Here is a 14,346-nt window from a genome sequence, read left to right as displayed (position 1 = left end):
CTTCAGCGAGTCAAGGCTCTGACGTGAGCAGCCTGAATGGCGCTGGAGCATCCCGAGGCTGACGCGCATGGCGCGTCACTACGACGGCCGCAGAGACCGGATTTCCTACCTATTCACCCACCATTTCACAATTTCACACTCCTTCCACGTCGCCGGATTTCAACTGAATGCTGGGGAGAGCGCCTGCGGAAAACACGGCTATATTCCAGTCACCCCCGATGAAGGAGAACCACCCCATGTTCCTGACCAAGCAGAACCTCAAGACCGCCAGCAAGCTGGGCGTTGCCCTCGTTGTCACCGCCGGCCTCAGCGCCTGCGCCACCTACAAGGACGAGTTCGCCACGATCAACTCGCGCCTCGACAACTTGGACACCAAGGTCCAGGGTGCAGCGCAGAGCGCAGAGTCGGCCAACCAGTCCGCGCAGCAGGCCAACCAGCGTCTGGACGCCATCGAAGGTCGCGTGCAGCGACTCGAGAGCGCACCCCGCCGTACGCCGCGCGGTTGATCCCTCCTCCACACTTGTGAGGGATTTCTGAATAGGGACCAGTGGCCGTTGCTGGCCACTGGTCCCTTTTGATCCAGCAGTCTTCAGTTGAACGAGTAGTCTTATCCCCATGTACGCACACCCCGCACGTCGAGTCCTCAGTGGCGCACTGCTCCTGGCACTGGCCTTCGCCGGCACCGGCATGGCCCACGCCAAAGATGCGGTCGCCGAACCGGTGCCCGCGCCGACGCCGTCCAATGACGAGCTGCCGAAAGACCAGCCCGTGTCCGACACGGTGATCGAGCTCGCCGGCTGGGTGGTGGCTACCAAGGACACGCAGGGCTACCCCTTCGCGATCATGGACAAGGCGGCCGCCCAGATTCTGGTGTTCGACGGCAAGGGCAAGCTGCGCGGTGCCGCACCGGGGCTGTTCGGCTCGGCCAAGGGTGACCACGTGGCACCGGGCATCACCGGCATCGCCTTGAGCGCAATTCCTGGCCGCGACCGCACCACGCCGGCCGGTCGTTTCATCGGTGGCTACGGCCCCTCCAGCGACGCCGGCGAAGTGCTGTGGGTCGACTACGATTCGGCGATCTCGCTGCATCCGATCCCCCCGGGCAGCAAGACCGAGAAGCGCGCAGAGCGCCTGGCCACGCCCACCCCGGACGACAACCGCATTTCCCACGGCTGCATCAACGTCTCGCCGACGTTCTATGAGGCCGTCATCCAGCCCACCTTCAAGAAGGGCGGCGTGTTCTACGTGCTGCCGGACAAGGATTCGCTGGAAAAGACCTTCCCGGAGTTCGCGGCCAGCCGCACTGGGAAGCAGGCTGAGGGCGGTGAGGGCGAGCGGCACGCGAGTAAGTGACGGCAGAGTGTCTCCTTCTTCATCGCTCGCATGAGAATGGCCTTATGCGACAACGGGTTGGAAGAAGTTAGCAGGATTTGGCTAGGCTTAGCAGGTCGCTGAAATACCTGCTAAGGAGCTGCCGTGTCCCTCCAGACCACGCTGCCGTACTTCGCCCGACGGGACCTGCTCGAGAGCGTCACCCGGCTGTTGCTCTCTGGCGCGAACGTCACCCTGTTCGCGCCCCGCCGGCATGGCAAGACCTCCTTTGTCCGCTATGACTTGCTGCCGGCACTGCACGAAGCAGGGTGGTTCGCCGCGCGCGTCGATCTCTGGAGAAATCGAGACAATCCCGAGCTCGGGCTGGTGGAAGGGTTGGAGGCCGTTGCCTACGCAGCGCCCCCACGCGGTTCGCTGTTGCGCCCATTGAACCTGTCGTCCCTGCGGGCCACGTTCAAAGTGCCTGGGGTGGACATCCAGGGGGACTGGGCACCGGCAACCGGGCCGACACCGCACCCGGAGGCCAGCCTTGAGAACCGTCTTGCCAACGCGCTGCACCTCATCGCCGGCCGTGGAACCCACGCGTTGATCGCGCTGGACGAATTCCAGGCGCTGGCAGGCAAAGGCTCCGACAACTTCGTCGCGGCGTTCCGGACCGCCCTCCAGGACGTGGAAGGGCGGCTGAGTGTGTTCTTCACCGGCTCGTCCCGTGATGGACTGATGCGACTGTTCAATCGTGCAAAAGCACCGCTGTTCAGGTCGGCAGAATCGTTGACCTTGCCCAACCTTGGCGACAGCTTCGTGGATTCTCGTGCGGACTACCTGGAAGCGGTTGCCGGCATCGAGGTGGATCGCAACGCGCTGAAGTTGTTCTTCCCACGCCTCTGCTACACCCCGCTGTTCCTGAATGAAATCGTGCGGATCCTGCTGGTAAGAGGCAGCAATGACCTGAGCGCTGCCGTGCAGGAGTGGTACAGGGCCAAGTTTGATGATGAGTACGCCGACTGGTTCACGGCTCTGCAGGACGTCGAGTCCGCGGTGATGGTCTGGCTTGCCACCAGCGGGCAGAAATCGGTGTACACCGAGGAAGCAAGGGGGGCGATGCGGCAATACATGGAAGTGACGGCTGCGCCGACCACGTCGCGCGTACAGACCGCCATCCGGCGGCTGACCGGAGAACAAGCCCTTGAACCGACCGGAGTCAACGGGGAGTACGAGATAGCAGATCAGGGTCTGCAGATAGTGCTGAGCAACGCTGTGAACCAGGACTTATTCAGAGCGAGCGGGAGCCGCCGCGCCGCCTGAGCCCACAGCCACGCCCTGCGCGGTCAACTGCTTCACTCGCTATATTGCCCCTTGACCAAGCAACGGGGGGCAACAAGAATGCAGGCCAAGCCCGAGTTCGAGATAGGGCAGCGCGTCAAGGTCGTCGTGGGGGAGGGGAACCGGACCCCGCGAGTGGGTACCGTTCATGGTGTCATCTGGCATCACAAGGACGCTCGCTACAACTATTATCTTGAGGTGAGAGGCAGGAAGGTATCGAAGCGGTACCTGGCTGCCGATCTGCTTGCAGACGAGCTATGAGATACCCATGGCAGGCCAAGACATCAGTAGTCCGGAAACCCGTGAGCAAATGCTCCGCAGCATTCGGCCGGAGAACGCCAAGACTCATCACCCGCTCTTGAGGGAGATATTTCGGGCAGAGGTCGCCTACCGCACCGCGGACGAAGACCAGGAGTTCTTCGAGAACATCTATTGGTGCGCCTATCTCCTGTTCCACGTTGGCGACCCGGCCGATACCAGCGCCATGTGGCAGGCCAAGCACCTGAACATGGATGTGGGTTGCGGCTTCGACGTCGAGAACATGGTGGGCGCGGGTGTCGAGGAAACAATTGCGTACCTGCGAAGCAAAAATCTCCACCAACTGGCCGATAACATCGCTTCTTACTTCTCCGAAAACTCGGAGCAGGAAATAGCCGCGTGGTCGCAGGGACGATACAAGTACTTCTACGCCGATCAATCGTAAACGCTGTTGACGGTCAAGGACTGCGGCGAGCGCTGATTCTCGCCCGTTAGCGCCGCACGGTGTGAGTAGATAGCAGTCTGACTCAATACAACTTGGAGACTACGTTGGCGTACTCAATCCCCGAACACAACGTCATTGAATATCCGCCAGAGGCGCTTAAGTCCTTCGAGGGCTACGGATATGAGTGGATCGACAACCTGCACTTCCTGGAAGATCCATCCCGGTTCATCGACGGTGATCCCGCGCGGTATGTAGCCATAGCCAAAGCACAGTTCCGGAAGCTTGGTTGGCACGGCGACGGTGACATCCAGCTGCTGTGGCTTCCTTCATTCGTGTTCCCCTTTCAACCGCACATCCCCCCGGAAGGCGTGATTCTTTGGCACGTCAAGCAGCAGAGTGACGGCATTTCATACCTTCTCTCCCCCATTGAGCTGCCATTTGAGGAGTTCACATCGCGGTTTGGGCTCGAAGATCAAGTGGAAGGTTGAAGGCAGGAATGTCGCGTCAATCACTCAGCGATGATCCCATCTGCAGCACAATGCACTTCGGCTACAAGGCCCACTCCCCCACATGAAGCCTTGAGGAGATCGAGCCCATGAAGCCACGGGTGCCCGTACTGCTTTCCGCAATGATTGGCATGGCTCTGAGTCTACCAACGCATGCCAAAGACATCCTGATCCAGAACGGCTACATCATGACCATGGATCCGTCGCTCGGAGACGTCGAGGCTGGCGACGTCCACGTGCGTGACGGGAAAATCGTGGCGATTGGCAGGAATCTCAACGCGGAAGGTGCCGAGCGCATCTCCGCGCAGGGTGCCATCGTGCTCCCCGGTTTCGTGGACACCCACTCACATCTTTACGTCACCACACTGCGTGGTCAGTTCCGCAACGCCGAGGGACAGTTCTTTCCGGTCAGCTCGGCGTTGGCTGCGAAGATGACCCCGGACGACGTGCACACCGCGATGTACACGGGCGCGCTGGAGCTGCTCGACGGCGGCATCACCAGCACGGCCGACTTCTTCGACAACGTACTCACCCCTGCACACGGTGAAGCGGGCCTGCGCGCGCTGGAGGATTCAGGTATCCGCGCGACGATGTATTACGGTGGCCCGGACAAGACCACCAAGCAGCGCATCGACCTTGAGCAGCTACGCGCGTTGGCGAAACAGCAGAATGATGCGACTCCCACGTCGCGCGTGCGCATAGGTCTCGCCTGGCGTCTGCCACGCGACCGCAAAAGCACAGCCAACTGGGCCATGCGCCAGCAGGAATTCGATACCGCGCAAGGCCTGGGCTTGCCGGTCCAGGTGCACGTCAGCGGCGAACCGGAACCAATGTTCGACGCACTCATCAAGCGCAACTACCTGTCGCCCACGATGACGGTGGTACACGCCACCGATGCCCGTCCGGACCAACTGGCGGCGTTGGAAGCGGCAGGGGCGGGTTTGGCGCTGACGCCCATCAGTGAGCACCGGGTCGGCTATGGGTTGACGCAACTCAAGCACTTCGCCGCGGTCAGTCGGCAGGGTCTGGGCATCGATGGCAACAGTCTGGCCGGAAGCGCTGACATGTTTGCCAGCATGCGACTGGTCGCGCTGACCTGGAGCGGTGCCGATCGTGATGAAAAAGCACCATCACCGCGCGAGCTGCTGGCGCTGGCAACGCGCCGCGCAGCCGAAGCGATCGGCATGGGCGATCAGGTCGGCAGCCTGAGCGTTGGAAAGCGAGCGGACCTGCAGATCGTCACACTACAGTCGCTCAACCTGTCCGGCTTTGGTGGCGGCGATCCGGCCGCCCTGCTGGTTTACTCGGCGCGCCCCAGTAACGTGGATACAGTGATCGTGGATGGGCGGGTACTGAAGCGCGATGGCAAGCTGGTTGAGGTGGATACCGCCGACGTGCTCCGCGGGGCAGAGGCGTCCGCACGCGCACTGTTGACCCGGTAGCGCCACGCCCTGCGTGGCCGGGCCTTTGCCGACATGCCAAAGACGCGCATGGCGCGTCTCTACGCTTCACTTGGGAGCGAAGTCGACGGGCACCCGCACCCGGCCCCCAACTGGCTTACCGGCCACCGTTGGGGGAGTGAACCGCCATCCGGCGGCCGCCTCCATAGCTGAGGCATCCAGCCTCGGGAACCCACTGGACGTCTCCACCTCCACCTTGGTGACGCTGCCATCGGCAGCCACGTCGAGAATCAGAATCACGGTGCCGGTCTCGCCGGCTGCGGCTGACTCGGCCGGATAACGCGGCGGCTGCATCTGTGCAGATGCGCTACCGGTGATAACCAGCAGCAACAGCGCCTGTAGCAGACGCTGGAAACCCTTGCGAACGTTGGCAATCCGGATGGCATCCATGCGTCACGACCAGAGGGTAGGTGGGAGATGGCGCGATCGTAGCGCGCTTTTTGGCCAAGCGTGCAATGGCACCCATCCCCCACAACGTGCACAATCTCCCCACGCCGGGCATGACGCCCGGCCCGCTCCGCGTCACGTCCGGGGGGACGGCATGGAGCACGACAACAGGGGGATACACCATGGATTCGCTCTATCCGGCGGGGCCTTCGGCCGTGCCTGCACAGCTCACCGCGCCCAGCTCCGCTTACCGCCGCCATGCCTGGCTGGCAGTGGCGGGTTTGCTCACCTTTGCGGCCGCCTACTTTGCCCTGATGGGCTGGTTCGGCTGGACCGCCTTCCGCATGCTGCGCATGCTGCTGTCCGGCGAGGGTGGTAACGCACTCCTCAATGCCATCGTCGGCGGCTTTGCGTTGTTCCTGGCGGTGTTCATGGCCAAGGGGCTGATCTTCCTCAAGCGCGGCCAAGCATCCGAAGACCTGGAACTCAAGCCGGCCGACCAGCCGGAACTGTTCGCGTTCCTGCATCGCCTGGCCGACGAGGCCGGCGCGCCGCGACCCAAGCGGGTCTATCTGTCGCCGCGGGTCAACGCCGGCGTGTTCTACGGCCTGTCGCTGGTCAATCTGCTATTCCCCTCGCGCAAGAATCTGGATATCGGCCTGGCGCTGGTCAATGCGCTGAACCTCACCGAGTTCAAGGCGGTACTGGGCCACGAGTTCGGCCACTTTGCACAGCGCACGATGGCGGTCGGGCGCTGGGTCTACGTGGCCCACCAGATCGCCACGCAGCTGGTCGCGCGCCGGGATGCGCTCGACACTTTCCTGGCCGGCCTTTCGCGCACCGACTTCCGCGTGGCCTGGGTCGGCTGGACGTTGTCGCTGATCATCTGGGCGATCCGCTCGCTGGTGGATACGGCGTTCAGCGTGGTCAGCCTCTCCGAACGCGCCCTGTCGCGTGAGATGGAGTACCAGGCAGACCTGGTCGCGGCCTCGCTGGCTGGCAGCGACGCGCTGGTGCATGCGCTGCACAAGCTGGGTGCGGCCGATGTGGCCTGGGACAAGGCGCTCGACTTCGCGTCGCGCCAGTATGCGGCCGGTCACCCGGTGGCCGACCTGTTCGCGGTGCAGACTCGCATGCTGGCAAACCTGCGCCGGGTGTCGCCCGATCCGATGTTTGCCGATCCACCGCAGCTGCCCGAGCACGAGCGCGAGCTGCACCGCGTGTTCCGCAGCGATGGCGTGCGCGTACCGCAGATGTGGTCGACTCACCCGGCCAATGCCGACCGCGAAAACAACCTGAAGCGGCGCTACGTGGCGGCGGTGATCGACGAGCGACCGGCCATGCTGCTGTTCCGCGACGCGGAATGTCTCAAGCAGAAGATCACCCGCGACATGCTGCGCGAAGCGCCGCCAGCGTTTGCCGATGCAGCCGAAACCCTGAGCCGCTTGGACGCCGAGTTTGAAGTGCGCGCCATGCAGCAGCGTTACCAGGGCAGCTACCTGCGCGGCTCCTTCCTGCGCAGTGTCGCCACGCCGGGTGAGCTGTTCGTGGGCACGCTGTCGTCGCTGTACAACGACCAGCTGCGCGAGCGTATTGCCGCGTTGTACTCGCCGGCGCATGGCCAGGCACTGCAGCAGCTGCAGCGCCTGGAGGCAGAGCGGGCCACGTTGGAGGGCGCGCGAACCGGTTATCTGCGTGCGTCGGCCAGCCGTGTGCACTGGCGTGACCAGGTGCTGGGCACCAAACAGCTGGCGTCGGCTATCGCCACCGTGGACGCTGAGATCGCGCCGTTACGCCAAGCGGTGTTCCAGCACGACCAGGAATGCCGCAGCCTGCATCGGCTGGCCGCGCGTCGCACTGGCGAAGGCTGGGAGGCGCTGCTGGAAGGGCAGGTCAGCCTGCTGCACTTCTGTGAGCACGTCGAGGCCGATCTGCGTGACCTGTACGGCGTCTTCCTCAACACCATGCATGTGGTGACGGCCGACAACCGTGTCTCTGAAAAGGAACTGCGCCGGCTGATCGCCGCCGCCAACCAGATGCAGCGCGCCCTGGTCGTCATCTACGACTACGGCCGCGTCTGCGTGGTCGACCAGACCGTGATCGACCACGGTGGCAAGCCGCTGCGGGACGCGCTGGGGGAGCTGGGCCTGGGGCTGGCGTCGGAACAGAACATCAACAACTGGATCCAGCACGCCGGTGGCTGGGTCAACCACACCTGCGCGGTGCTGTCGCAGCTGCGGGCGGCAACGCTGGAAGCGCTGTTGGCCAACGAGGATGCGGTCGAGGCGCGGCTGGCTTCGGGCGAAGTGGCACCCGCCGCACCAGGTCCTTCACAGGTTCCCCGGGACTATCCGGTGCTGCTGCCCGGCAAGGAGCGCAAGCTGCAGACCAAGCTGGGCCTGTGGGATCGCTTCCAGACTGCCAACGGCTGGGGCGCGAGCCTCGCGCGCGGAGCCGTCGCCGCAGGCATCGTCGTTGGCGTGCTGGCGCTGGGCATGCATACCGGTGCCGCGACGGTGTCGCTGTACAACGGCCTGGCCATCCCGGTTCGGGTCACCATCGATGGCAGCAGTGTCAGTCTGGACCCGCTGCAGAGTGCCACGATGGATGTTGATCCGGGCACCAGCCACAAAGTGGAGGCTCACACGGCGGACGGACAACTGATCGAGTCGTTCGACAGTGAGCACATCAGCGGCCGTTCGCACTTTACCTACAACGTGGCCGGCGCTGCACCGCTGATGGAGTGGTCAGCGGTGTATGGGGACGTCAAAGAGGAACCCGAGCGCTATCTGGGCGCGGAGCGCTGGATGGCGACGCGGGCCGATTACGTGCTGGAATCTCCGCCGGACACCATTCAAACCGGCAAGTACGAGCAGGGTGGCCGTCGTTCGGTGTTGTCGGCAAAGGGGGATCTGGCTCCGCAGCAGCAGGCCACCATGGTGGACAGTGATGAGCAGCGCGAAGCCATGATCCTGGCGCACGCGCGCTGGGACGCGCCAGCGTCGCGCAACCTTCCGATGTGGATGGCGATGGCGATGACGTATCCGGAGGCAGCGAAAGACGTCGTTGCCGATCGGTTGGCGCGGTATCCCGAGGACGTGGCAACGTTGCGCATGGAGCAGGACGTCAGCGAGGGTGCAGCGCACGATGCAACCTGCGAACGTCAACGGCAGCTCGCAGCGCAGAAGCCGACGTCGTCTGCATTTGCGTATCTGGTGGCGCGCTGCATGGACGACGGCCCGGCGAAGAATGATGCATTCCTCGCAGGCTATCGTCGCTGGCCGCAGGAACCGTGGTTCGCGATGGCCGCAGGCTTCACGCTTTCGGAGCGCAGTGATTGGACCGCTGCCAACCAGGCCCTCACCACGTCTGCAAACGCACCGCAGACGGCGGACATCTCGGTGGTGGAGTTGGCGCGGGTCAAGCGCATGCTGGGTGCAAGCCCTCAGGAAATCGAGTCCCTTGCTTCCGACTCAGCGTTCCTCAGCACCCTGTTGGCGTTCGAAAGCGAGCAGGTCGTCGGCACGTCCTATGAAGCCTACCTGCGGCTGGACGAGGGTGACTACGATCGCGCCCTGAGCCTGGCGCAGGCCAATCCCTCGTTGTATCCGCGTATCGTTCGCCTAGTTGCCGCTTCCGATGGTGCTTCCGCTGAATGGATCGAGCAGGCGCTGGGCCTGCCGGTTGAAGAGAACGTCGATCTGGAATCGACCTGGAGCATGTGGGCGCTGACCCTGCGGCATGGGGGCGACGAAGCGGCGTGGAGGCAGAAGGTGCTGGCCACCGATCCGGAGGAAGCGCAGCGCGTCGTCGCGTTCGTCGACGCGGTGCGCGCGAACGCCTCTATAGCGCAGGCCGAAGCCGCGCTGGGCAACGTGCGCGCCGGCAGCCGTGGCAACGCCTACACCGTGGCGGCGATACTTCGCGGTGAGTCCTGCCCGCCGCAATGGCGCGACGGTGCCAAGAAGCTGCTGTTCGGTTCCGAGCGCCCCCACCTGCTGTAAGGCGTTCACGAGGGCCAGAGGCAGACCACTGTAGAGCCACGCCATGCGTGGCTAGGCCTGTCCCGATACCCCGTCAGACGCGCATGGCGCGTCTCTACGGATTCTGCGCGGCCTTCTGCTTGGCGGCTACGTCCGCCACCGGGAACTTGACCGGAACCCGGGCTCGCATGGGCTGTCCCCCTTGGACCGCATGCGCGAAATTCCACCCGGCAGCCGCGTCCATGGCCGCTTTGTCCAGGTCCGCAATTCCACTGGACGTCTCAAGCTCGACCTTCGAAATGCTGCCGTCCGCGTTGATGTCCAGAATCAGGACCACGGTGTGTGATTCGGGCTCGTCGGGGCTGCCCGGGGTGTAGCTTGGCGGCGGTGGGGGCGGCTCAGTCTGCGGTGCTGGCGCTGCGCCAGCGGCACCGGCCAGCATTGCAAACAGGGCCCCGCTCATCAGGCGCTGCAGACCCTTGCCAACGGCCAAACCCCTGCGGACATCCATGCGCCACGACCTTCCTGTTGGTGTGCTGGGGGCGATGGTAGCGCACCCCGCGGCTGCCCTAAACTCACATGACCTTCACGCCGGACCACGGACATGCGACTGAAAGGACTCCTCGCCCGGCTCGGCATTGGCCGCCCCGACGCGGCATCAGCCGAGCCCCTGTTCATGAACATGCCGGACGGCGAGCTGGCCGACCTCGCGCGGGCCTCGCAGAAGACCCTGCACCACTTCCGCGCGCTGCTGGCGACTGCCGAGCATCCCGACGCATCCCCGATGGTCAAGACCTACATCCCCGATCCTGACGGCAAGGGAATGTGGTTGTGGTTGAGCGTCGAGCACGTTGACGACGTTGGTTTCGACGCCCGCGTTTTCGAGGCCCCCGCGCACTTCCCGGGCATCACCCCAGGGTCCAGCCGCTTCATTGCCAATGAAGAAGTCGGGGACTGGGCCGTCATCTTCGACGGGGTGCTGCACGGCGGTTACTCGCTGCGCCTGCAGCGCGGGCGGTTGCCGGAGTCGGAGCGGGGTGCCTACGACGCCTACATCGGGGCGCAGAGCTACGCGCCGTTGCCGGACCTGATGTAGGCTGACCCGGCAACGTCCCGTCGGTCCGGCAGATCAGATCGCATGCTGTCAGCTCTGGAAACCAAGGTCCCGCCACCGCTGCTGCTGGTGGCGCTCGCCGCCGTCCTCTGGTTCCTGGCTGGAACCGGATCATCAGCTCCCAACCTCACCTTCGGCCTTCCCATCATCGTGCTGGGACTGTCACTCAATGCACTCCCCAAGGTGTTGTTCCGGCGCGCAGGTACGACGGTCAGTCCGCTGCGGCCAGAGCAGTCATCGACCTTGATCACCTCGGGCCTCTATCGCCATTCTCGCAACCCGATGTATCTGGGCTATGCCATCGCGCTGATCGGCTGGGTGATCTGTCTGGGGCAGCCTGCGGGTCTCGTTTTCGTTGGGTTCTACATCGGCTACTTGACGAGATTCCAGATCATGCCGGAAGAGCGCCAGTTGGCTGCGATGTTCCCGGACGAGTACGCGGTGTACTGTGCCGCCGTACGTCGGTGGATATGATCTGACCCGCAGGGGAAAGTCCTTGGGATTGCACCGGCCGCTGCTTACACGGAGTTGCGGGAAGGTACTGTTCCAAGGACGACTTGCGCCTTGATTCCGGTGATTTTCTGGATTTGTTCCAACGCGCGTTGGTATGTTTTCTCGTCCGTGCCTTGAACCCATATCTCAATGATGTTCAGGTTGGGACGCCCGTTGATGCTGGTGGCATCAGGGATCAGCTCAATGATCTTGGGCGTCGCCTTCTTGACGACCTGTCGGAACTCTTCGCGCGTATAGAGATAGCCCTCCTGGAGATCGACCCGGACCGACTCACCGTTGACTGACAGTTTCTGGTCAGGCTCGACAGCGCTGCCCTTGAGCCCAATCCGAATATGCAGGTCCGGCTGTGACTCAATTGAGATGTATGTCAGGCGATCTTTGTACTTCTCTTGCAGTTGCTTGATATGTGGATCAAGACCTGACTCCACTTCAAGCCTCTGCTGGCCCGCCAAATCCGGCCCCGCCACATTCAACTGCGTTGATGTGTTGATGGCTACGCCTTGGGCGCCCGCCAGGAAAAGCACTATTGAAGCAATGGACATCACCAACTTCCTTGATCAGTAAGGCTGCTGCGATCGCAGTGCAGGGCCCGAACTCCTGCGGATACCGCTTGTTGCACGTAGACGCCTCTAGCATCGTCACCAATTATGGCTCCATAGGTGCCTACGAAAGGCTGGCCGGTGCAGTTGTCGTACCCCAACCCCGCCACGTTTTGCACTACATTGGTGCAATGACGTCCGCGCTTCCCCCTCCCGACCTCGACACGCTGGGCACGCCCGTCGCCTGGGCCGACACCGAAGGCCGGGTCGTGGGCTGCAACCCCGCGTTCGCCCGCTGGCTGGGCGTCAGCGTGCGCCGCGTTGTCGGCCAGCCCCTGGCCTCGCTGGAAGTACAGGGCGAAGCGCTGGCTCATTTCCTGGCCCGGGGCGAGCAGGACACCCTGCGCCTGCACCGGCTGGCCCTGGCCTTGCCGGGCGACGCTCCGCGTTTCGCCGAAGGCTGGCTGAGCCGGCGCGATGAGAGCGGTTGGCTGCTTGAAGCGCACCCGGTCGACGAATTTCCGGGCCTGGACCCGACCCAGGCGCTGCCCAGCGCGCTCAGTGCTGCGCTCAAGGGCCTGGCCCACGAGCTGCGCAATCCGCTGGCCGGGTTGAAAGGGGCCGCCCAGCTGCTGGCCCGTCGCAGTGCCCAGCGCGATGCCGACGAGCGCGAGCTGATCGCGCTGATCGGCTCGGAAATTGAGCGCCTCAACGGTCTGCTGGAGCAGCTGCTGTCGCCCGCCCCGGCCGCGCCGCATGCGCCGTTGAACATCCATGCCTCGCTGGAGCGCGTGCTGCGCCTGGCCGAAACCGAGGGTGGCTGGGCGGTGCGTCTGCAGCGCGACTACGACCCCAGCATTCCCGAGTTCGACGGCGACGCCGACCGCCTCACCCAGGCGGTGTGGAACCTGGTCCGCAACGCCATCCAGGCCGGGGCGGGTACGGTCACCCTGCGCACCCGCGTGGAGCATGGGGTGCGGATCAATGACTCGCTGCATCCGCTGGCGCTGCGGCTGGAGATTGCCGACGACGGCCGCGGCGTGCCTGAAGACCTGGCCGAGCATCTGTTCCTGCCGCTGGTCAGCGGCCGCGCCGAAGGCACCGGGCTGGGCCTGGCGCTGGCCCAGCAGGTGGCGCGCGAACACCGTGGCACGCTGACCTATCGCTCGCGCCCGGGGCATACCGTTTTCACCGTGCTGCTGCCGATAGGGCAGGGCACACCCGCCGTAGAGGAGCCCGCCCATGGCGGATGACAACCGCAGCACTGCCCAGCGCGTCTGGGTGGTGGACGATGACCGCTCGGTGCGCTTCGTGCTGTGCACCGCGCTGCGCGACGCGGGCTACCAGGTGGAAGGCTTCGATGGCGCGGCTGCCGCGTTGACGATGCTGGAAACCCAGACCCCGCCGGACCTGTTGTTCACCGACGTGCGCATGCCCGGCGACGACGGCCTGGTCCTGCTGGACAAGCTCAAGGCCGCCCATCCGCAGCTGCCGGTGATCGTGATGTCGGCCTACACCGACGTCGCCAGTACGGCCGGTGCGTTCCGTGGCGGGGCGCAGGAGTTCCTGTCCAAGCCGTTCGACCTGGATGACGCGGTGGCGCTGGCCCAGCGCGTGCTGCCCGAGCGCGACACCGCGATTGCAGAACCAGCCACGATCGTCGCACCCGCCAACGTGGACCAGCGACCGCAGCTGGTCGGCGATACGCCGGCGATGCGCGCGCTGTTCCGTGCCATCGGTCGTCTGGCGCAGGCCCCGTTGTCGGTGCTGATCAATGGCGAAACCGGCACCGGCAAGGAGCTGGTGGCGCATGCGCTGCACCACGAGTCGCCCCGTGCGCAGGGGCCGTTCGTGGCGCTCAACACTGCCGCCATTCCTTCCGAGCTGCTGGAAAGCGAGCTGTTCGGGCATGAGGCCGGTGCATTCACCGGTGCGCAGCGTCGCAACGTGGGGCGCTTCGAGCAGGCGAACGGTGGCACGTTGTTCCTGGACGAGATCGGCGACATGCCGTTGCCGCTGCAGACCCGGCTGCTGCGCGTACTGGCCGAGGGCGAGTTCTTCCGCGTGGGTGGGCGCGAACTGATCCGCGTGGATGTGCGCGTGATCGCCGCCACCCACCAGGACCTGGAGTCACTGGTGGCGCAAGGTCGCTTCCGTGCCGACCTGCTGCACCGGCTGGATGTGGTGCGCCTGCGCCTGCCCCCGCTGCGCGAGCGCCGCGACGATATCGCGCAACTCGCGGAGACCTTCCTGGCCGCTGCCGCGCGCAAGCTGGATACACCGCCGAAACGGCTCACCGCATCTGCATTGCAGGCGCTGCGCGAGCACGACTGGCCGGGCAATGTGCGCGAACTCGAAAACGTCTGCTGGCGCATGGCGGCACTGGCGGCGTCGGACACCATCGGCGTGGCCGACGTGGACAGCGCCCTGCACCGGGGACCCGGCGCGCGTACGCGCAGCCAGGGCGCCCCGGGGCAGTGGGAAGC

The 14,346-nt window shown here is 64.6% G+C and carries 15 protein-coding genes; 12 read left to right on the top strand and 3 right to left on the bottom strand.

The features are described from left to right. Window positions 1-236: 236 nt before the first annotated feature. The 7 genes from QMX83_RS07795 (at window position 237) to QMX83_RS07765 (ending at window position 5,306) form a co-directional block, all read left to right on the top strand. Complete coding sequence (locus tag QMX83_RS07795; protein WP_282296058.1) at window positions 237-506, top strand: hypothetical protein; 270 nt, start codon at window positions 237-239, stop codon at window positions 504-506. A gap of 154 nt (window positions 507-660) precedes the next feature. Further along, a complete protein-coding gene (locus QMX83_RS07790) occupies window positions 661-1,353 on the top strand; it encodes a hypothetical protein (RefSeq protein WP_282296073.1) in 693 nt (230 codons plus the stop codon). A 123-nt stretch (window positions 1,354-1,476) separates the two neighbouring features. Then, window positions 1,477-2,637 (top strand): hypothetical protein, encoded by a 1,161-nt coding sequence (locus QMX83_RS07785; protein WP_282296057.1) that lies wholly within the window; start codon window positions 1,477-1,479, stop codon window positions 2,635-2,637. 78 nt (window positions 2,638-2,715) lie between these two features. Beyond that, a complete protein-coding gene (locus QMX83_RS07780) occupies window positions 2,716-2,916 on the top strand; it encodes a hypothetical protein (RefSeq protein WP_282296056.1) in 201 nt (66 codons plus the stop codon). A gap of 7 nt (window positions 2,917-2,923) precedes the next feature. Further along, a complete protein-coding gene (locus tag QMX83_RS07775; protein ID WP_282296055.1) occupies window positions 2,924-3,358 on the top strand; it encodes a hypothetical protein in 435 nt (144 codons plus the stop codon). 104 nt (window positions 3,359-3,462) lie between these two features. Beyond that, entirely contained in the window at window positions 3,463-3,846 is a 384-nt protein-coding gene (locus QMX83_RS07770; protein WP_282296054.1) for a hypothetical protein, read from the top strand. Window positions 3,847-3,995: 149 nt separating this feature from the next. Next, window positions 3,996-5,306 (top strand): amidohydrolase family protein, encoded by a 1,311-nt coding sequence (locus tag QMX83_RS07765; RefSeq protein WP_282296053.1) that lies wholly within the window; start codon window positions 3,996-3,998, stop codon window positions 5,304-5,306. 66 nt (window positions 5,307-5,372) lie between these two features. Here QMX83_RS07765 and QMX83_RS07760 read toward each other — a convergent pair whose 3' ends face one another. Beyond that, on the bottom strand, window positions 5,373-5,714 hold the full coding sequence (locus tag QMX83_RS07760; protein WP_282296052.1) for an energy transducer TonB: 342 nt from the start codon (window positions 5,712-5,714) through the stop codon (window positions 5,373-5,375). A gap of 179 nt (window positions 5,715-5,893) precedes the next feature. Between QMX83_RS07760 and QMX83_RS07755 the strand changes: the two genes are divergently transcribed. Further along, on the top strand, window positions 5,894-9,715 hold the full coding sequence (locus QMX83_RS07755) for a M48 family metallopeptidase (RefSeq protein WP_282296050.1): 3,822 nt from the start codon (window positions 5,894-5,896) through the stop codon (window positions 9,713-9,715). A 94-nt stretch (window positions 9,716-9,809) separates the two neighbouring features. On the opposite strand, the gene QMX83_RS07750 is transcribed toward QMX83_RS07755, so the two are convergent. After that, complete coding sequence (locus QMX83_RS07750) at window positions 9,810-10,205, bottom strand: TonB family protein (RefSeq protein WP_282296049.1); 396 nt, start codon at window positions 10,203-10,205, stop codon at window positions 9,810-9,812. A 93-nt stretch (window positions 10,206-10,298) separates the two neighbouring features. Here QMX83_RS07750 and QMX83_RS07745 point away from each other — a divergent pair, with 93 nt between their 5' ends. Further along, window positions 10,299-10,790 (top strand): DUF2314 domain-containing protein, encoded by a 492-nt coding sequence (locus QMX83_RS07745; RefSeq protein ID WP_282296048.1) that lies wholly within the window; start codon window positions 10,299-10,301, stop codon window positions 10,788-10,790. A 42-nt stretch (window positions 10,791-10,832) separates the two neighbouring features. Next, a complete protein-coding gene (locus tag QMX83_RS07740; protein ID WP_282296047.1) occupies window positions 10,833-11,282 on the top strand; it encodes an isoprenylcysteine carboxylmethyltransferase family protein in 450 nt (149 codons plus the stop codon). A 44-nt stretch (window positions 11,283-11,326) separates the two neighbouring features. On the opposite strand, the gene QMX83_RS07735 is transcribed toward QMX83_RS07740, so the two are convergent. Beyond that, window positions 11,327-11,863: a hypothetical protein gene (locus tag QMX83_RS07735; protein WP_282296046.1), complete on the bottom strand. Its 537-nt coding sequence runs from the start codon at window positions 11,861-11,863 to the stop codon at window positions 11,327-11,329. A gap of 188 nt (window positions 11,864-12,051) precedes the next feature. Here QMX83_RS07735 and QMX83_RS07730 point away from each other — a divergent pair, with 188 nt between their 5' ends. Next, window positions 12,052-13,113 (top strand): ATP-binding protein, encoded by a 1,062-nt coding sequence (locus QMX83_RS07730; protein ID WP_282296045.1) that lies wholly within the window; start codon window positions 12,052-12,054, stop codon window positions 13,111-13,113. Further along, window positions 13,103-14,346: nitrogen regulation protein NR(I) (ntrC, locus tag QMX83_RS07725; RefSeq protein ID WP_282296044.1), on the top strand; the 1,244-nt coding region annotated here is incomplete at its 3' end. The genes QMX83_RS07730 and ntrC, both read left to right, overlap by 11 nt.

It is taken from the genome of Stenotrophomonas sp. PS02289 (genome assembly GCF_029960115.1).
GTDB lineage: Bacteria > Pseudomonadota > Gammaproteobacteria > Xanthomonadales > Xanthomonadaceae > Stenotrophomonas.
Note: the sequence above shows the minus strand (reverse complement) of the source record. Positions and strands in the feature narration are given on the sequence as shown.

Excerpts from the sequence above, each read along its gene's own strand:
- QMX83_RS07795 (WP_282296058.1), top strand. The coding sequence starts at position 237 with ATGTTCCTGACCAAGCAGAACCTCAAGACCGCCAGCAAGCTGGGCGTT.
- QMX83_RS07780 (WP_282296056.1), top strand. The coding sequence starts at position 2,716 with ATGCAGGCCAAGCCCGAGTTCGAGATAGGGCAGCGCGTCAAGGTCGTC.
- QMX83_RS07775 (WP_282296055.1), top strand. The coding sequence starts at position 2,924 with ATGGCAGGCCAAGACATCAGTAGTCCGGAAACCCGTGAGCAAATGCTC.
- QMX83_RS07765 (WP_282296053.1), top strand. The coding sequence starts at position 3,996 with ATGGCTCTGAGTCTACCAACGCATGCCAAAGACATCCTGATCCAGAAC.
- QMX83_RS07760 (WP_282296052.1), bottom strand. The coding sequence starts at position 5,714 with ATGGATGCCATCCGGATTGCCAACGTTCGCAAGGGTTTCCAGCGTCTG.
- QMX83_RS07755 (WP_282296050.1), top strand. The coding sequence starts at position 5,894 with ATGGATTCGCTCTATCCGGCGGGGCCTTCGGCCGTGCCTGCACAGCTC.
- QMX83_RS07750 (WP_282296049.1), bottom strand. The coding sequence starts at position 10,205 with ATGGATGTCCGCAGGGGTTTGGCCGTTGGCAAGGGTCTGCAGCGCCTG.
- QMX83_RS07745 (WP_282296048.1), top strand. The coding sequence starts at position 10,299 with ATGCGACTGAAAGGACTCCTCGCCCGGCTCGGCATTGGCCGCCCCGAC.
- QMX83_RS07740 (WP_282296047.1), top strand. The coding sequence starts at position 10,833 with ATGCTGTCAGCTCTGGAAACCAAGGTCCCGCCACCGCTGCTGCTGGTG.
- QMX83_RS07735 (WP_282296046.1), bottom strand. The coding sequence starts at position 11,863 with ATGTCCATTGCTTCAATAGTGCTTTTCCTGGCGGGCGCCCAAGGCGTA.
- QMX83_RS07730 (WP_282296045.1), top strand. The coding sequence starts at position 12,052 with ATGACGTCCGCGCTTCCCCCTCCCGACCTCGACACGCTGGGCACGCCC.